General features: G+C 73.6%; 15 protein-coding genes. 10 read left to right on the top strand and 5 right to left on the bottom strand.

Going from position 1 to position 18045, the window contains the following annotated elements; genetic code table 11:
- The first annotated feature begins 251 nt into the window (after positions 1–251).
- The 3 genes from pulA (at position 252) to ACFYYN_RS09130 (ending at position 7036) form a co-directional block, all read left to right on the top strand.
- Positions 252–5681, top strand: coding sequence for a pullulanase-type alpha-1,6-glucosidase (pulA, locus tag ACFYYN_RS09140; protein WP_500545260.1), 5430 nt, complete (start codon positions 252–254; stop codon positions 5679–5681).
- A 215-nt stretch (positions 5682–5896) separates the two neighbouring features.
- Positions 5897–6673 carry a TNT domain-containing protein gene (locus ACFYYN_RS09135; protein WP_500545259.1) on the top strand — a complete coding sequence of 259 codons (777 nt, stop codon included), beginning with the start codon at positions 5897–5899 and terminating at the stop codon, positions 6671–6673.
- 12 nt (positions 6674–6685) lie between these two features.
- Entirely contained in the window at positions 6686–7036 is a 351-nt protein-coding gene (locus ACFYYN_RS09130) for a hypothetical protein (protein ID WP_500545258.1), read from the top strand.
- An 80-nt stretch (positions 7037–7116) separates the two neighbouring features.
- On the opposite strand, the gene ACFYYN_RS09125 is transcribed toward ACFYYN_RS09130, so the two are convergent.
- From ACFYYN_RS09125 to ACFYYN_RS09115, 3 genes are all read right to left on the bottom strand, one after another.
- Complete coding sequence (locus ACFYYN_RS09125) at positions 7117–7623, bottom strand: GNAT family N-acetyltransferase (RefSeq protein ID WP_500545257.1); 507 nt, start codon at positions 7621–7623, stop codon at positions 7117–7119.
- Positions 7620–8498 carry a hypothetical protein gene (locus ACFYYN_RS09120; RefSeq protein ID WP_500545256.1) on the bottom strand — a complete coding sequence of 293 codons (879 nt, stop codon included), beginning with the start codon at positions 8496–8498 and terminating at the stop codon, positions 7620–7622. Before ACFYYN_RS09120 ends, ACFYYN_RS09125 begins: the two co-directional genes overlap by 4 nt.
- 122 nt (positions 8499–8620) lie before the next feature.
- On the bottom strand, positions 8621–9295 hold the full coding sequence (locus ACFYYN_RS09115; protein ID WP_500545255.1) for a Tat pathway signal sequence domain protein: 675 nt from the start codon (positions 9293–9295) through the stop codon (positions 8621–8623).
- A gap of 278 nt (positions 9296–9573) precedes the next feature.
- On the opposite strand from ACFYYN_RS09115, the gene ACFYYN_RS09110 reads away from it, so the two are divergent.
- The 3 genes from ACFYYN_RS09110 (at position 9574) to ACFYYN_RS09100 (ending at position 11656) form a co-directional block, all read left to right on the top strand.
- On the top strand, positions 9574–10371 hold the full coding sequence (locus ACFYYN_RS09110) for a TetR/AcrR family transcriptional regulator (protein ID WP_500545254.1): 798 nt from the start codon (positions 9574–9576) through the stop codon (positions 10369–10371).
- A gap of 188 nt (positions 10372–10559) precedes the next feature.
- Entirely contained in the window at positions 10560–11216 is a 657-nt protein-coding gene (locus ACFYYN_RS09105; protein WP_500545253.1) for a DUF6230 family protein, read from the top strand.
- Entirely contained in the window at positions 11216–11656 is a 441-nt protein-coding gene (locus ACFYYN_RS09100) for a DUF6114 domain-containing protein (protein ID WP_500545252.1), read from the top strand. Before ACFYYN_RS09105 ends, ACFYYN_RS09100 begins: the two co-directional genes overlap by 1 nt.
- Here ACFYYN_RS09100 and ACFYYN_RS09095 read toward each other — a convergent pair.
- Positions 11640–13610 carry a hypothetical protein gene (locus ACFYYN_RS09095; protein ID WP_500545251.1) on the bottom strand — a complete coding sequence of 657 codons (1971 nt, stop codon included), beginning with the start codon at positions 13608–13610 and terminating at the stop codon, positions 11640–11642. The two genes, ACFYYN_RS09100 and ACFYYN_RS09095, sit on opposite strands and share 17 nt — an antisense overlap.
- Before the next feature lie 119 nt (positions 13611–13729).
- Here ACFYYN_RS09095 and ACFYYN_RS09090 point away from each other — a divergent pair, with 119 nt between their 5' ends.
- Both ACFYYN_RS09090 and ACFYYN_RS09085 read left to right on the top strand, forming a co-directional pair.
- A complete protein-coding gene (locus ACFYYN_RS09090; protein WP_500545250.1) occupies positions 13730–14893 on the top strand; it encodes a hypothetical protein in 1164 nt (387 codons plus the stop codon).
- A gap of 23 nt (positions 14894–14916) precedes the next feature.
- Entirely contained in the window at positions 14917–15441 is a 525-nt protein-coding gene (locus tag ACFYYN_RS09085; protein ID WP_500545249.1) for a DUF1203 domain-containing protein, read from the top strand.
- A 66-nt stretch (positions 15442–15507) separates the two neighbouring features.
- Here ACFYYN_RS09085 and glnII read toward each other — a convergent pair whose 3' ends face one another.
- The gene (gene glnII, locus ACFYYN_RS09080; RefSeq protein ID WP_500545248.1) at positions 15508–16527 is read right to left on the bottom strand and encodes a glutamine synthetase; all 1020 of its coding nucleotides are present in this window, start codon (positions 16525–16527) and stop codon (positions 15508–15510) included.
- Positions 16528–16745: 218 nt separating this feature from the next.
- Between glnII and ACFYYN_RS09075 the strand changes: the two genes are divergently transcribed.
- Complete coding sequence (locus tag ACFYYN_RS09075) at positions 16746–17120, top strand: 5-carboxymethyl-2-hydroxymuconate Delta-isomerase (RefSeq protein WP_500545247.1); 375 nt, start codon at positions 16746–16748, stop codon at positions 17118–17120.
- 2 nt (positions 17121–17122) lie between these two features.
- A complete protein-coding gene (locus tag ACFYYN_RS09070) occupies positions 17123–17992 on the top strand; it encodes a Gfo/Idh/MocA family protein (RefSeq protein ID WP_500359662.1) in 870 nt (289 codons plus the stop codon).
- The last annotated feature ends 53 nt before the right edge of the window (positions 17993–18045 follow it).

The following is an 18045-nucleotide window of genomic DNA, read 5'->3' as shown; positions in this document are numbered from 1 at the left end:
AGAGCCGTGGCCTTTGCGTTCATAGTGTTCGGCGACCGGCTGCGGCGGACCGGGATGTGACGGGGCGTCATCCGCACTCCGTCGACGCGGAGGATGTCATGTTGGAAATCCTTGCGACATCTTGCTGTAAGCCGCGCGTAAGAGGTACGGTCCCGCTCACGGTCCGGCACTGCCGCCGGGCCACGGCTCATGGCGCGTGGGCTCCCAGAGGTACAACCGTCCGCACACGGATTCCGCAAGGAGAACACCCCGTGGCCCAGCACACCGGGCTGCCCGCGTCCGCGCGTTCACGCGCGCGCAGACGCGGAGCCGCAGCCGTCGCGGTGGCGGCCCTCGCCGCCGCCTTCGCCGTCCCCGCCTCGGCCCCCGCCGCCTCGGCGGCCGCCCCGCCCCCGCCGCCCTCCGACGCGGCGCTGGCCGCGCAGCCCGGGCGTCACGACCTCACACGGGAGCAGTTCTACTTCGTACTGCCGGACCGTTTCGCCAACGGCGACGCGTCCAACGACAGGGGCGGTCTGACCGGCACCCGGCTCAGCACCGGCTACGACCCCACCGACAAGGGCTTCTACCAGGGCGGCGACCTCAAGGGGCTCACCCAGCGGCTCGACTACATCAAGGGCCTCGGCACCACCGCGATATGGATGGCGCCGATCTTCAAGAACCGGCCCGTGCAGGGGACCGGTGAGAACGCGTCGGCCGGCTACCACGGCTACTGGATCACCGACTTCACCCAGGTCGACCCGCACTTCGGCAGCAACGCCGACCTCAAGGCGCTGATATCCAAGGCCCACGCCAAGGGCATGAAGGTCTTCTTCGACGTCATCACCAACCACACCGCCGACGTCGTCGACTACGACGAGAAGTCCTACGGCTACCTCTCCAAGGGCGCGTTCCCCTACCTGACGAAGGACGGCGTGCCCTTCGACGACGCCGACTACGCGAAGGGCGGCAAGGGCTTCCCCGCCGTCGACCGCGACTCCTTCCCCCGCACCCCCGTCGTCACCGCGAACAGCAAGGTCCCGGCCTGGCTGAACGACCCGACGATGTACCACAACCGGGGCGACTCCACCTTCGCCGGCGAGAGCTCCGACCAGGGTGACTTCTCCGGTCTGGACGACCTGTGGACCGAGCGTCCCGAGGTCGTGAGAGGCATGGAGGAGATCTACGAGAAGTGGGTCCGCGACTTCGCCGTCGACGGCTTCCGCATCGACACCGTCAAGCACGTCGACCTGCCGTTCTGGACCCGGTGGGCCACGGCGCTGGACGCCTACGCGGCCGAGCACGGCCGCAAGGACTTCTTCATGTTCGGCGAGGTCTACTCCGCCGACACCGCCATCACCTCCCCGTACGTCAGGCAGGGCCGCCTCGACTCGACGCTCGACTTCCCCTTCCAGGACGCCGCCCGTCAGTACGCCTCCCAGGGCGGCTCCGCGGCGAAGCTGGCCGGGGTCTTCGGTGACGACCACCGGTACACGACGGACAAGGCCAACGCGTACGAGCAGGTCACCTTCCTCGGCAACCACGACATGGGCCGCATCGGCACGTTCCTGAAGCAGGACAACCCGAAGGCCGACGACGCCGAACTCGTGCGGCGGGACCGGCTCGCCAACGAGCTGATGTTCCTCTCGCGCGGCAACCCGGTCGTCTACTACGGCGACGAGCAGGGCTTCACCGGCGCCGGCGGCGACAAGGACGCCCGCCAGACGATGTTCGCGTCCAAGGTCGCCGACTACCTCGACGACGACCAGCTGGGCACCGACCGCACCCACGCGAGCGACGCCTACGACACCGGCGCACCCCTCTACCAGGCGATCGCGAAGCTGGCCGCGCTCCGCAAGGCCCACCCGGCGCTCGCCGACGGCGTCCAGACCGAGCGCCACGTCGCCGACGGCGCCGGGATCTACGCCTTCTCCCGCACCGACGCGAAGACCCGCACCGAGTACGTCGTCGCCGTCAACAACGCGACCGAGGCGCGGACCGCCGACGTCCCCACGGGCTCCGCGAACACCGCCTTCACCGCCCTCTACGGCACCCAGGGCTCCGTCACCAGCGGCGCCGACCGGAAGATCGGCGTGACCGTTCCGGCGCTGTCCACCGTGGTCTACAAGGCGGCCAAGCCGCTCGGCGCCCCCGCCGCCCGGCCGTCCCTCACGCTGAAGGCCCCCGCCGCGGGTGCCACCGGCACCGTCGAGCTCTCCGCCGACGTCGACGGCGGGCAGCTCAACCGGGTCGTCTTCGCCGCGCAGACCGGCAACGGCCCGTGGAAGGTCCTCGGCTCCGCGGACCACGCGCCGTACAAGGTCACCCAGACGGTCGGTGACGAGGTGACGCCCGGCACCGCGCTGCGGTACAAGGCCGTCGTGATCGATTCCGCAGGCCGCACCGCGAGCGCCACCGCCGGGACCACCAGCGGCACCCCGGTTCCGCCGCAGCCCCCGGTGGCGAGCAGCCGCGACTACGCGATCGTCCACTACAAGCGGGCCGACAACAACTACACCGACTGGCGCCTGTACGCCTGGGGCGACATCGCCGACGGCGAGGGCACCACCTGGCCCGCCGGGCACGACTTCATCGGCCGCGACGCTTACGGCGCCTTCGCCTATGTGAAGCTCAAGCCGGGCGCGTCGAACGTCGGTTACCTCGTCATCGACAAGGACGGGAACAAGGACGTCGCCGCGGACCGGTTCATCGACGTCACGAAGACCGGTGAGATCTGGGTGGAGCAGGGCAAGGAGGCCGTGGCCACCCAGGCCCCCTCCGGCACCGAGCCCGGGCAGGACAGGACGAAGGCCGTCCTCCACTACCACCGGGCCGACAACGACTACACCGGCTGGGGCCTGCACACCTGGACCGGCGCCGCGAACCCGACCGACTGGACCGCCCCGTTGCAGCCGGTGCGGACCGACGCCTACGGCGCCGTCTTCGAGGTGCCGCTCGCCGCGGGCGCCACGTCGCTCAGCTACATCCTGCACAAGGGCGACACCAAGGACCTGCCCGCCGACCAGTCGCTCGACCTCGCCACCTACGGACACGAGGTGTGGCTCCTGAACGGAACCGAGAAGTACCTCCTGCCCTCCACGTCCGGCTCCTCCGCCGACCTCGACCTGTCCTCGGCCAAGGCCCAGTGGATCGACGCCGACACCGTCGCGTGGAAGACCGGCGACACCGCCGCCAGTCACCAGCTCGTCTACGCCCCGGACGGCGGCCTGGCGATCAAGGACGGCGCTCTGACCGGCGAGGGCCACTGGCTGCGCCTGCAGCGCGTCGCGGGCGGCCTGACCGACGCCCAGAAGGCCCGCTTCCCGCATTTGAAGGACTACGCGGCCTTCACGATCGACCCGCGCGACCGTGACCGGGTCCGCACCGCCCTCACCGGCCAGGTCGTCGCCACGCAGCGGCTGGCCAACGGGGCGTTGCTGTCCGCCACCGGCGTCCAGATCCAGGGCGTCCTGGACGACCTGTACGCCGCGAAGGCGACCAAGGCCGCGCTCGGCCCGGTCTTCTCCCACGGCAGGCCCACGCTCTCCGTATGGGCCCCGACCGCCCAGTCCGTCGCCCTGGACCTGGACGGGCGCACCGTCCCCATGCGGCGCGACGGCTCCACCGGCGTGTGGAGCGTGACCGGTGAGCGGAGCTGGACCGGCAAGCCGTACCGCTACGCCGTGAAGGTCTGGGCGCCCAGCGTCCAGAAGGTCGTCACCAACACCGTGACCGACCCCTACTCGGTCGCCCTGACCGCCGACTCGAAGCAGAGCCTGGTCGTCGACCTCGACGACAAGGCGCTCGCTCCGGGCGGCTGGTCGCACCTGGCCAAGCCCAAGGCCGTGGGCCTGAACAACGCGCAGATCCAGGAACTGCACATCCGGGACTTCTCCGTCGCGGACGCCACCGTCCCCGCGAAGGACAAGGGCAAGTACACCGCCTTCACCGACACGGGCTCCGCGGGGATGACGCACCTGAAGGCGCTTGCGAAGTCCGGGGTCTCCTACGTCCACCTGCTGCCGGCCTTCGACTTCGCCACCGTCGCGGAGAAGAGCGCCGACCAGGCCACCGTCGACTGCGACCTGGGCGCCTACCCGGCCGACTCCGACAAGCAGCAGGAGTGCGTGGCCGCGGTCGCCGCGAAGGACGCCTACAACTGGGGCTACGACCCCTTCCACTACACCGTCCCCGAGGGCTCCTACGCCACCGACCCGGACGGCACGGAGCGCACCGTCGAGTTCCGGAAGATGGTGCAGGGGCTCAACCAGGCGGGCCTGCGGGTCGTCATGGACGTGGTCTACAACCACACCGCCGCGAGCGGCCAGGACGACAAGTCCGTCCTCGACCGGATCGTCCCCGGCTACTACCAGCGCCTGCTGGACGACGGCACCGTCGCCAACTCCACCTGCTGCTCCAACACCGCGACCGAGAACGCGATGATGGGCAAGCTGGTCGTCGACTCGATCGTCACCTGGGCCAAGGAGTACAAGGTCGACGGCTTCCGCTTCGACCTGATGGGCCACCACCCCAGGGCGAACATCCTCGCCGTCCGCAAGGCGCTGGACACGCTGACCCCCGCGAAGGACGGCGTCGACGGCAAGAAGATCATCCTCTACGGCGAGGGCTGGAACTTCGGCGAGGTCGCCGACGACGCCCGCTTCGTGCAGGCCACCCAGAAGAACATGGCCGGCACCGGAGTCGCCACCTTCTCCGACCGGGCCCGCGACGCGGTCCGCGGCGGTGGCCCCTTCGACTCCGACCCCGGCGTCCAGGGCTTCGCCTCGGGCCTGTTCAACGAGCCCAACGGCTCCGCCGCCAACGGCAGCGAGGCCGAGCAGCGGGCCCGCCTGCTGCACTACCAGGACCTCATCAAGGTCGGCCTCACCGGCAACCTGAAGTCCTTCTCCTTCACCGACAGCAGCGGCAAGGAGGTCAGCGGCGCCGAGGTCGACTACAACGGCTCACCCGCCGGATACGCGGACGCCCCCGGCGACGCCCTCGCCTACGCCGACGCCCACGACAACGAGGCCCTGTACGACGCGCTCGCCTTCAAGCTGCCCCAGGGCACCTCGCCCGCCGACCGGGCACGCATGCAGGTCGTCGCCGAGGCCGTCCCGGCCCTCTCCCAGGGGCCGGCGCTCTACCAGGCGGGCTCGGACCTGCTGCGCTCCAAGTCGCTGGACCGCAACTCGTACGACTCCGGCGACTGGTTCAACGCCATCCACTGGGACTGCTCCTCGGGCAACGGTTTCGGCCGCGGCCTGCCCCCCAAGGCCGACAACGAGTCCAAGTGGTCCTTCGCTAAGCCGCTGCTGACCGCGGACACGCTCCGGGTCGGCTGCGCGCAGACCACCGCGGCCTCGGCCGCGTACCAGGACCTGCTGCGGATCCGCTCCACCGAGCCGGCCTTCGGGCTGACCACGGCGGCGCAGGTCCAGGAGCAGCTGTCCTTCCCGCTCTCGGGCGAGCAGGAGACCCCCGGCGTCATCACCCTGCAGCTGGGCCGGCTGGTGGTGGTCTTCAACGCGACCCCGAAGGCCCAGGACCAGCGCGTCGGCGCCCTGTCGGGGAAGGGCTACGCTCTCCACCCGGTGCAGGCCGCGGGCTCCGACGCCGTGGTGAAGCGGGTCTCCTACGACGTCGCGTCCGGCACCTTCACCGTGCCGGGCCGCACCGTCGCGGTGTTCGTCCGGAAGTAGCGACACGTTCCGTGACCGCCCGGTCGGCGGCCCGCTCTCCGCGGGTCCCGGCCGGGCGGTGCTGCGTACGGGCGAAGTGGGTGGCCATCCGGATGAATCGGCGGCGCGTCGGTCCCGGTGGGTGATCCGCCAGGGGTACGTATCCGCGCGGCTCCGGTGACGCAGGGTGATTGCCGTCTCGGGAGGCCTCGTTCCCGTCGTCCCCTGGAGGACCCTTGAAGCGGCGCCAGCGAATATCGCTTTCCAGCCTTCCCACCCTGCTCGTCCTGCTCGTCGGCACCCTCCTGGGTGCGGTCGTCCCCGCGCACGCCGACGACTGGGGGCCGGGCGCACAGCTCGCGGCCCACCACGACCGCCCCGGGGCCGGCCCCGGATCGGGCCCCGGCTCCGGTCCTGGTTCCCGCCCCGGTTCCGGCCCGGTCGTGGGAGCTCCCGGGCACCTTCCCGGTGGCCCGGAGAACCCGCGCATCTGCATCGGTGCCACCTTCACCGACCGCAAGTTCTTCTGCGGTGACCCCCGGCTCGGCCCGCGGCAGCTGCCCACCAAGGGCCTGCTCGGCGCGATGGTGGCCGACTACCGGCGCCTCGACGGGCAGAACGCCAACGGCTTCCTGCGCACCTGGTTCGACTTCACGACGAACAGCTACAAGTTCCCGCCCAACGACGGCTTCCTCCCGGGCGGCCCCGTATCGGTCATCAACCTCGCCGTGGGGCAGAAGATCGACCGCTTCGGCGGCGAGGGCGGACGGTTCCTCGCGCCCGCGGGCTCGCCGTACTCCCAGCGCTCCATCGCGCCGTCCAACCTCAACACCTTCGACCCGGGCTACCCCTTCAACTACCACCTGTACAAGGTGGTCAGGCCGTTCGCGGTCTCCGCGGGAGTCGTGGCGCCCTTCTACGGGCAGCCGGGCAACGGGCTCCAGTACGTGCTGCCGCTGAACGACAGCGTGCTCAACCACATCAACAACGGCGAACTGATCCGGCTGAACTGACGGGCCCCGACCATGGACCGGCGTGAACTGTGCGAGGCGCTCGCCTCCGCGGGGGTGCCCGGCGGGCTGTACGAGGTCCCCGGATTCCACGAGTTCGACCTGCGGCCACCGGACTTCAGGTACCTCCGGCAGGAGGGCGACGTGTGGGTGGTCGGCAACTACGAACGCGGGGTGCACGACCCGCACCGGCGCTTCGACACCGAGGACGCGGCCTGCCGCTACCTCTACGACCGGCTCACCGACCGCGGGCCAGGACCGGGCCCCGGAATCGACCAGGAGATGGAGGAGGTGCTCCGCGACCGGGAGGAGATCCGGCGCGCGGCCCATGATTCCTATGAACGGGCCCGGCGCCGGGAGACCTGACCCGCGGACGTCCAGGCCGCACGTGGCGGAGCGGCCCGCCCCCGACCTCCGGGCGGGCCGCTCCGCCGCGTGCCGTGCGCCTACAGCTTCTTCTCCAGCAGGGTCACCGCGTACGGGCTGCCCTTGCCGCTCTGCTTGTGGGGCTGCTCTCCGACGACGGTGTAGCCCGCGCCCTCGTAGTACGCCCGCAGCTGCGGGTTGGCCGCCACGCAGTCCAGCCGCGCGTACGGGCGGCCGGACTCGGCGATGCGGCGCTCCGCCCGGTCGAGCATGGCCCGGCCGGTACCGCGGGGGGCGGCCGTCCGGTCCACCATGAGCCGGTGGACGTAGCCCGCGTCCGGCGGGCGCACCCCCCAGGCGTGCTCGTCGTCCCACCACAGCTCCCAGGCGCCGACCACCCGGCCCTCGCGTTCGGTGAGCCAGACCTCGCCCGCCGCCATGCGCGTGCGGAAGTGACCCTCGTCCATCTCGCCGGGCTTCCACTGGTCGATGCCGTGCTCCTGCATCCAGCGGGCCGCGTCGTCCCGGAGGCGGACGAGGAGGGCGGCGTCGTCGGGCAGCGCGAGGCGGAAGGAGAGGTCGTTCATGCCCCCATTGTCAGGGAACCGTTCCCGGGCCATCGCTCGGCCGGTCCCGCGAGGGCGAGGCCCACCAGTCCCATGCCGACGAGCCCGAGCATGCCCAGCACGTACAGCCAGGCGAAGGCCGAGCCCCAGTCCATGGCGCCGGGGTGGGTGAGGACCGCCAGGAGCGAGAAGGCGCCGACCGCGGCGTAGCCGGCCGCGCCCGCCCTCATCCGTTCCGGATCGCCCTCGCGCAGCGCCCACAGCGAGCCGAGGCCGAAGGTGAGCGTCCACACGCCCAGCGCCCGAAGGTCGAGGTCGGTCACCGGCCACGGCCACGCGCCGCGCAGCGCGCCGGGCACCGTGAGCATGGCCGCCCCGAGGCCGCAGCCCACCAGCGCCACCCAGGCGACGGGCACCCCGGTGAAGAGGTCGGCCGGCCCGGACCGCGGCGGGTCGGCGCCCGGAGCGCGGGACTGCACGGCCAGCAGGACCAGCCCCACGACCGGCATCACGGCGTGGACGGCGACGAAGCCCCACGCGCCGAGGAAGCCGCCGATCTCGCCCTCGGTCAGGTGCAGGCGGTCGTGGTGCAGCACGGCGACGCCCAGCATCAGCACCAGTTGGGCCAGCGAGGTGTACGCCACGATCCGCACGTCCACCCAGCGCCGCAGCCGCAGCCCCACCGCGAACAGGGCCACTCCGGAGGCGTACGAGGCACCGAGGGTGGCCGCGGTCAGCGGGGAGCGGACGGTCCAGGCGAAGTACGCCGCCGTGCCGCCGGCGAACAGCAGCAGGAGCAGTGCCAGGTAGCCGCACGCGAGCATCAGCGGCACGAAGTACAGCGCGCGCAGCGAGGGCCGGACGGCGCGCCCGGGGACGTCCGCGGGAGTGGTCATGGCACGACAGGGTGCCGCATCGCCGCCCGGAACTGAACCCTTCGGCAGGAAGGAGTTACCAAGGGTACGGCCAGGTCCGGGCGGCTCGCGGCGCCGCGTGGGGGGGTGGCGCGGCGGTCCGGTCAGTTCACGAAGACGGCAGGGCCGCCGTCCTGGCCGGAGTCGGTGACCGGGGCGTACTTCGCGGTGAAGAACCCGTTGGCGAAGCAGAGCGAGGAGCCGGAGGCCTTGGTGAACTGCTGGGCGGCGAAGGTGATGCTGTTGTCGGCGTTGTCCGCCGTGCCGGTCAGGCCCGCCGCCCGGTAGACGCAGGTGACGCTGCCCAGCAGGGTGCGCAGCACGACCGTGGTCTGGACGGTCGAGCCGTCGGCCGGGGAGACGGTGACGACGCCGTCGGAGGAGACGGCGGAGGTGTACGGCAGGTTGTCGACCGTGATGCTCGTGACGCCCAGCACGCCCACGACGTTGCTGCGGCAGCTCGCGCTCGGGAAGGTGTGCGCGGTGACCGACTCGGTGGCGGTGCCCGGGGCGGCGGGGTTGTCGGTGACGGTCGCGACGAAGGTCGACTCGGAGCACGTCACGCCGCTGGTGCCGGTGGCGCTGGAGTAGAGCGTGGCGCTGGTGCCGGGGGCCAGCGAGGCGTTCAGCACGTCGCCGGCCGCGACGGGGGTGCCGCCCGGGGCTCCGGTGGTGAGGACCGGTGCGTCCGCGGCGGAGGCGGGCGCGGCGGCCTGCAGTAACGAGAGCGCGGCGGCGGTGGCCGTGGCGGCCAGCGCGAGGGCGGGACGAGTGCGCATGCGGGTGCCTCGTTTCGGTGTGGGGGGAGGGTGGGGGGACGTGGGGGACCGCACCGGGGACCCGTACGGGATCAGGAGCGGGACCGCGGCCGGGGAGCTGCGGGCGACGGTGGCGGGGGTCCGGAATCGGCCATGCGCACGTGCTCCTCGTGACGGAGTGGGGCCGGGAGGATGTGCTGCGGTGGAGAACGGGTCCGGCGCCACGAACCCGTGGGAAACCTGCGAGAGTTGTAAACCTGACGAGTATTCAGCGTCAAGGACCCGGAAGGAAGTTCGAGATGACCGCGGTTCCCTCGACACCGCCGCCCCTCGTGCTCCCCGGCACCAGGACCGGCCGCGATCCGGAGCGCTCCATCCGCCGCGGACCCCGCCGCGTGCCGGCCGAGGTGGTCGCCGCCACCCAGCGCGACCGGCTGCTGGACGGCATCGTCCGCACCGTGGCGCAGAGCGGCTACGCCAAAGCCCGGATCAGCGACATCTGCCAGGCCGCGGGCGTGACGAGGCCGGTGTTCTACGAGCAGTTCCGCGGCAAGGAGGACGCCTTCCTGGCCGCCCACCGCCACGGCACCGGACTGGTCATCGCCTCCATGGAGGCCGCCTCGGAGGCCGCCGGCGACTGGTCCGCCGGCATCCGGGACGCCCTCGGCGCGCTGCTCGGCATCCTCGCCGGGGCGCCCGCCTTCGCGACCATGGCCGTGGTCGAGATCGACGCCGTGGGGGAGGCCGGGCGCGAGGAGCGCGATGTGCTGCTCGCCCGGTTCCGGCGCTTCTTCACCGCCGCGGACGGCGCCGCCGGTGCCGTCGGGGCTCCGCCGCAGGTCGCCGCCACCGAGCTGGTCGACGCCGTCGTCGGCGGGGTGTACGCGAGCATCTACCGGCGGATCGCCGCAGGTGGCGCCGCCGAACTGCCCGCACTGCTGCCCACCTTGAGCTACTTCGTCCTCGCGCCGTTCCTGGGGCCGGAGGCCGCCGCGGCGCGGCTCGCGGAGCCGCGGCCCCCGGCCCGCGCCTCCTCGACGCCGTGCCTGGCGCCCGCCGCGCCCCTCCGTCACAGAATCGACGCACCGTCATCATGAGCCGCACACAGGGCCCTTGACCCGGTCCCTACCCGGTTGTAACTTCCACCCCGGCCACTGCGCCGTACCGTGAACGCCCTCGCGCCCCGCCGGGAGGCGCCGGGGACGGACGTGCGCAGCCGCTGTCCGCGCCAGGACACCGCGCCAGTCAGCTCGTTCCTCCGCATTCGCATGTCCTGGGAGCAGCCATGGCCTCGTCCGAAGAGCCCGGAACCACCGGCACCGCCACACCCGCCACACCCGCCACCCCCGAACGGCCCGGCCGCGTCCGCTGGCGCCGCGCCGCCGTGATGGCCGTACCCGCCGCCGCGATCGGCGCCACGCTCATGGTCCTCACCGCGCAGGGCGCGCTCGGCGTGCAGTTCGCGATCTCCGGGATGCCCTTCACCGTCACCGCCACCGAACTCAAGGGCGAGGGCTTCGCGCAGTTCGGCGGCCTCGACTCGATGGCCGAGGGCAGCCCGAACACCGGCGACACCGGCGGCCAGGTCCTGGTCGTCGTCTCCGCGATCAAGAAGGCGACGCTCACCGACCTCTGCCAGAGCGTCGACCTCGGTGGCACCAACCTCGTCATCACGGCGGGCGGCGGCGCGGAGAAGGTCACCGCCCGCGGGCTGACCACCGACTCCACCGAGCTGTCCGGCGACGCCGCCTTCGACGGCATCGAGATCGGCAACGACGCCAGCACCCTCGACAAGGCCGGCGTCCAGGGCCCGATCGGCGTCTTCAGCCAGCAGTCCGACACCGTGACCATCGACAACCTGCGGCAGACCAACTACGCCACGACGGCCGCGGTGTTCAAACTGCCCGGCCTGAAACTGAAGTTCAGCGGCGAGGGCTGCTGATGGCCGGCTTCCGCCGGTGGCGCGGCCGCCGCCCGTTCTGGGGAGGGGTCCTGCTGACCCTCGGCGGCGCCGAGATCCTGGTGACCGAGAAGGCCGCGCTGCCCGTCGTCCTGCACATCGGCGCGCAGGGACTGGCCGGCTACCTCCTGCCCGGGCTGATGGTGATCTGCGGGCTGCTGATCCTGCTCAACCCGGCCCAGCGGCTCTTCTACTCGGTCGTCGGTGTCCTGCTGGCCCTCGGCAGCTGGGTCACCTCGAACCTCGGCGGCTTCTTCGTCGGCCTGCTGCTCGGCGTCGCCGGCAGCTGCCTCGCCTTCGGCTGGCACCCCGACGGGGGAGCACCGCGCCGCGCCCGCTCCCCGCGCGGCGCCCCGGCGGCCGCTCCTGGCACGGAGCAGGCCACCGGGGCGGGGGAGGGCGGGCTCAGCGCAGCGTCGTGAGCGCCGCGCCCGAGTCGAGCACCGCCGACAGCTCGGCCCGGGCGCCCTGTTCGGCGCGCACCGCCATCGTCGGGCCCTTCGAGGCGCCGGTCACGCCGCCCGTGGCCTTGATCCGCGTCACGTCACGGCTGCCCGCCGCCAGCAGGTACCAGTGGCCGGCGGTGGACTTCCACAGCGCCCCGGCCAGCACTTGCGGCACCGCCCGGCCGCACGCCCCGCTGTCCCGGCCGCTCTGGCCCACCGGTGCGCCCGGGGTGCCCGGTTCGGAGACCGGGGGCAGGAACAGCGCCAGCGCCCGGCCGTCCGTGCCGCGCCAGGTGTCGGCGCGGGCGCACACCCACGACGCCTGCCCGTTGCCCTCCGGCAGCCGCTGCGTCGCGTACCGCCAGACATTGACCGACCGGGTGCCCAGGCCGCTCATGGAGGGAAGGTTGCAGGCCGTCCGGGCCACGTTCGCCAGCGCCGTGGGGCCGGTCGCCTCCAGCGGCGTGGCGTCCGCGGCGGGCTGGTACGTCAGGTGCGCCGGCACGAGGTCGCCGAGGTCGGTGAGGAGGAACGGCCGGTCCACGCCGAGCCCGCCGGCGGCCCGGAACTGCAGCGCGGGCCAGGTGTCCCCGCACACCCCGGGACGGCTGTCCGCGCCGGGCATCCGCACCGGCTCGGTCACCCCGTCCGCCGTGCGGTCCAGCTTCGCCGGGGCGCGCCCCGGGTCCCGCAGGTCGCGGGAGGCCGCCTCGGTGACCCAGGGGGCGGTCAGGAACCGGGTGTTGCCGTCCGTACGGCCCAGCACCACGGCCGCCGTGGTCACGCCCGCGCCGTCCACCCGGGCGAAGTCCAGGGCCGCCGAGCCCCCGCCGTCGCGCGGCTCGGCGTAGCGCACCAGGCGCAGGCCGTCGTACATCAGCACCACGGTGGCGCCGTCCACGTCCCCCGCGTACAGCAACTGCGGCTGCTGCGCGGGCAGTCCCTCGGCGGTGCCCTTGGTGGCCGACACGGCGACGTTGCCGGAAGGGTGCGCCCACACCGCCATCGCCCGGCCCAGCAGCGCCCGGTCGCCGGCGCGCCCGCCGCGGGCCGGCCAGGCCGTGAAGTCCACCCGGGAGGCGCGGGTCCACGCGGTGTCCTGCACCCGCACCAGCTTCGCCGGGTCCAGCAGATCCGCGGTCCCGTACGCGCCCCCCGGCGACCCGCCCGCCGCGTACGGGTCCTGCCCGCCGGCCAGTACCGCGACCAGGGTCGCGGTCACGGCGACCGCGCCCGCCGCGATGAGGCCCACGCGCACGTGCTGCCGCCTGCGCAGCAGATCCGTCGGCCGGGCCTGCACCGTGCACGGGTCGAACCCGGTGCCGCCCAGCAGCAGTCCCTCCGGTACCGCCTTGGCGGCCTTCAGGGCGCCCCGCGGGTCGGCCACGCCGGCGGCCACCAGCAGCCTGCGCACCTCGCGGCCGTCCGCGTGCCGGGGCCGCTCCAGCTCCAGCAGCGCGTAGGCCGCCCGCCCGGCCGCGCTCAGCCCGGACAGCGCCCGGTCCAGCTCCGCCTCGTCCGTCCCGGTCGCCTTGGTGTGCAGCCGCAGGCCCCAGACGTACGGCGCCGGGCCGCCCACCACCGTCCTGCGCAGCCGGCCCCGCCAGCCCCGCTCGCGGCCGAACGCCAGTGCCGTGTCCAGCACTTCCTGCCGCACCAGGGCGTACGCCGGGTCCACGGTCCCCCGCGGCCCGGGGACGTCCACCACGGCGGGGTCCGGCTCGCACGGCGAGCGCGGCAGCACGCCTTGCGTCAGGGTGTGGGCGGTCAGCACCCTCCGGTGCCGGCCGAGCGACGGCGGCAACGTCAGGTAGGCCAGCCGGACCAGGTGCGGGTAGTTCTCGACGAGTGCGGCCTCCGCCTCCTCGACGTCCACGATGACGGCTGCGCCGTGCCGGGGACGGGTGGCGGTCGCGTGCGGGGCGTTCACGTTCCGTAGAACGAGTGAATCCTGGGATGGTCACCCCGCCACCGCGCGCCGCCCCGGTGCCGGAGCGCCCAACCGGCCTGCGAGCAGGCGTTGTCGGTGCCCCGCGCCATGATGGCCGCATGCACGAGACGGACTGGGCACGGCTGTTCCACGCCTACGGCGCCGCCACGGACACCCCGCGGCATCTGGCCGCCCTGCGCACCGGCCGGGAGGCGGACGTCCGGGCCGCCCTGGAGCACCTCAACGGGGCGATCGTGCACCAGGGCACACCCTGGCCCGCCACACCGCCGGCCGTCCGCCAGGTCGCGGAGCTGCTCGCCGGGGAGCACCCGGCCGCACCCAGGCAGGCTCTGCTGGCCTTCCTGCGGTACGCGGCGCAGGCGGCGCCCGACCCGGCGGAGGCGCAGGAGTGGCGGGCGCGGGCGTTCCCCGCGGACGGGGCGGCGGCCGACGCCTGGCAGGAGGCCTGGGCGAACGCGGACGAGGAGGAGCAGCAGGCCCTCTGGGACGACGAGATGGCCGACCTGGCGGTCGTCCGTCCGGCCGTGGGGGTGTACGACGCCCTGCCCGCCGTCCACGCGGCAGCGGCCGTCCACCTGACCGACCCCGACCCGCAGGTGCGGACCGCCGCGGCCGCCTGCGTGGCGCGCACGGCCGCGCACCCGGCGCTCGCCGGCCGCAGGGACGAGGTCGTCCGGGTCCTCACCGCGGTCGCGGCCACGGCCGGGACGGACGAGCGCGCCGCCCTCGCCGTCCACCTGGGGGAGTTGGGCGAGGCGCCCCGGGCCCTGCTCGCCGACCCCGAACCGGCCGTGCGGGTCTGCGCCGCGCTCGCCCCCGCCCTCGACGGCGACGAGGACGCGCACACGGTGCTGCTGGACGCCCTGCGCGACCCGGCCGCGCTCGACGCGGCGTTCGGCCGCAAGCCCGCCACCTTCACCGGCCGGCCCCGCTTCACCGTCGCCGCCGCACTGTGCCGGCGCGTCACCGACCCCGAGCGGCTGCTGCCCGCGGCCCTCGCCGTCCTGCCGCTGCTCCCGTGGCGCCACCCCGACCCGGACATCGGCCCCTATCTGCCCCGGTTCTTCCCCGACGGCTGGCCGGCGCCCCACAGTGCCACCGCGGCCCAGCGTGCCTACGCCGGGGCCCTGGCCGCGCACGACACCCTGTGGGATCCGCGCGGCGGCAATCGGGGTGCCCTCCTCGCCCGGTTCGGGCTGCCCGGCGACCGTGCCGCGTGGCGTGCCCTGAGCACGACGTCCGAATCCCGCCGGACCTCCTGACCGGACCGGGCGACGCTGGGGGCATGGACACCCATCGCATCGTGTACGAGGTCCGGGCGCTCGACCCGGCCGTCGCCGAGGAGTTGCGGGACGGCGACGACGCCGGTCTCGTACCCCGCCCCGAGCCGGACCCGGAGGGCGGCGCCCCGCTCCGCTGCTGCCTGCGGCACAGCGCACCGGGGGAGCGGATCGCGCTGGCCGCCTACGCGCCGCTGCGCCGCTGGGCCGCCGCGACCGGGGCCGACCCCGGCCCGTACGACGAGACCGGGCCGGTCTTCGTGCACGCCGCCGCGGAGGACTGCCCCGGCCCGCCGGACGCCCCCGGCTACCCCGCGGCCCTGCACGGCGAGCGGCGGGTCTTCCGGTGCTACGACGCCCGGGGCCGCATCCTCGGCGGCCGGCTGGTCAGGCTGACCGCGGACGAGGTCTCCGCGGGCGCCGCCGACGCCGTCCTGGCGGCCCGGTTCGCCGATCCGCGGGTCGCCCTGGTGCACGTACGGGCCGTGGAGTACGGCTGCTTCCTCTTCGAGGCCGTCCGCGTGCCGTGAACGTGCGGTGGACGCGCCGAGGGCGCCCGGCGTGTGGACGGGCGCCCTCGGGGATGGTGCGGAGCGTCAGACGAGGTCGGCCTTCTCCAGCGCGGAGCAGCAGGTGTCGACGATGAGGCGGGTGACGACGTAGGGGTCGACGTTGGCGTTGGGCCGGCGGTCCTCGATGTAGCCCTTCTTGTCGACCTCGACCTGCCACGGGATGCGGACCGAGGCGCCGCGGTCGGAGACGCCGTAGCTGTACTCGCTCCAGGGGGCGGTCTCGTGGGCGCCGGTCAGGCGGGCCTCGACGCCGGAGCCGTAATTCTTGATGTGCTCCATCGGCTTGTCGTCGCGGCCGAGGGCCTCGCAGGCCTCGATGATCGCGTCGTAGCCCTCGCGCATGGCCTTGGTGGAGAAGTTGGTGTGCGCGCCCGCGCCGTTCCAGTCGCCCGGGGCCGGCTTGGGGTGCAGGGTGGCCGAGACGCCGAACTCCTCGGCGGTGCGGTAGAGCAGCCAGCGCGCGACCCACAGCTGGTCGGCGACCTCCAGGGGGCTGAGCGGGCCGACCTGGAACTCCCACTGGCCGGGCATGACCTCGGCGTTGATGCCGGAGATGCCCAGGCCCGCGGCGAGGCAGTTGTCGAGGTGCTGCTCGACGATCTCGCGGCCGAAGATCTCGTCGGCGCCGACGCCGCAGTAGTAGCCGCCCTGCGGGGCCGGGAAGCCGGCCTCGGGGAAGCCCAGCGGGCGCGAGCCCTGGAAGAAGGTGTACTCCTGCTCGATGCCGAACAGCGACTCCTGGCCCGCGAAGTGCTCGGCGACCGGGCGCAGCAGGGCACGGGTGTTGGAGGGGTGCGGGGTGTCGTCGATGTTGAAGACCTCGCACAGCACCAGCAGGTCGTCGCCGCCGCGGATCGGGTCCGGGTACGTGGCGACGGGCTTGAGCACGCGGTCCGAGCTGTGGCCCTCGGCCTGGTTGGTGCTGGAGCCGTCGAAGCCCCAGACACCGGGCTCCGCGCCGTCGGCGAGGATCTTGGTCTTCGAGCGCAGCTTCGCGGTCGGCTCGGTACCGTCGATCCAGATGTACTCGGCCTTGTAGCTCACGGGCGTCATCCTTGTTGGCGGGGGCCTTGCGGGTGGGTGGTGTTGCCGCTGCAGCCTCACAACCTGCGATTTCGCATCCATTGCCCGTGTGTTAACCCGGTGTGAACGCGCTGCCGTCCCACCTGCCGGACACCCCGGCAGGGCCTGCGGAAGGCCCTCCACCGCCCTGGGGACGGGCCCCCGTGGACCGCCGTGACCAGGGACGTAGGGTGTGTGCCATGCCTCACATCACCGTGGACTACACCGGCAACCTCGCGGACGCCTTCGACCGGCGCGGCTTCGCGACCGCGTTGCACCCGCTGGTCGCCAAGACCATCGACACCAGGGTGGAGGCGTGCAAGACCCGCTTCCGCCGGTCCGACGAGTACGTCCTCGCCGACGGCGCCCCCGAGCACGCGCTGGTGCTCGTCCAGGCCGCCGTCCTGTCCGGGCGCACGCCCGAGGCCAAGACGGAGCTGAGCGAGGCCGTCCTGGAGCTGGTGCGGGAGCACCTCGCGCCGACGCCGGGGCTGAGCGTGCAGACCGCCGTCGACGTCGTCGACCTCGACCGCACCTGGTACCGCAGCCACACCGAGCCGGCGGGGGAGCGGTGACCATGCGCATCGGACTGCTCGGCACCGGCCCCTGGGCGGAGATCGCCCACGGCCCCGCCCTCGTCGCCCACCCCGAGGTCGAGTTCACCGGGATCTGGGGCCGCCGCCCCGAGGCGGCGGCCGCGCTCGCCGCGACCCTCGGCACCCGTGCCTACGCCGACGTGGACGAGCTCATCGGCGACGTGGACGCGGTCGCCATCGCCCTGCCTCCGGACGTGCAGGCCCCGCTGGCCGCGCGTGCCGCCGAGGCCGGCCGGCACCTGTTGCTCGACAAGCCGGTCGCGACGACCGTCGCCGACGCCCGCCGCGTCGCGGACGCCGCCGAGGCCGCCGGGGTCGCGTCGGTGGTCTTCTTCACCCTCCGCTTCGACGCCACGAGTTCCGCCTGGATCGACGAGCAGGCCGCCGTGGACGGCTGGTTCACCGCTCGTGCGGAGTGGTTCGGCTCGGTGTTCACCTCCGGCGACAGCCCCTTCGCCGCATCCCCCTGGCGGCGCGAGAAGGGCGCGTTGTGGGACGTCGGGCCGCACGCGCTGTCCGTGCTCCTCCCGGTCCTCGGGGACGTCACCGCGCTCACCGCCGTCCAGGGGCCCGGCGACACCGTGCACCTGGTGCTGCGGCACGACAGCGGCGCCTCCAGCACGGCGGCGCTCAGCCTCACGGCCCCGCCGGCGGCCGCCGGCATGACCGTCGAGCTGCGCGGCACCTCCGGGGTGGTCTCGCTCCCCGGCCGCGCCGACGGTCCCGTGCCCGCCTTCGGCAACGCCATCGACGCCCTGCTCACGGCCGTGCGCACCGGCGTCCCCCACCCCTGCGACGCCCGCTTCGCGGCGCGCGTGACGGAGTTGCTGGCCTCGGCCGACCCTGCGTGACGCGCCGTCAGGGGCAGGACCCTGGCGGGCGACTTGCGAAGTGCCTATCGTTT

This window comes from Streptomyces sp. NPDC001902 (genome assembly GCF_042891295.1).
Classification (GTDB): Bacteria; Actinomycetota; Actinomycetes; order Streptomycetales; family Streptomycetaceae; genus Actinacidiphila.
This window is presented reverse-complemented; position numbering and strand designations above follow the sequence as displayed.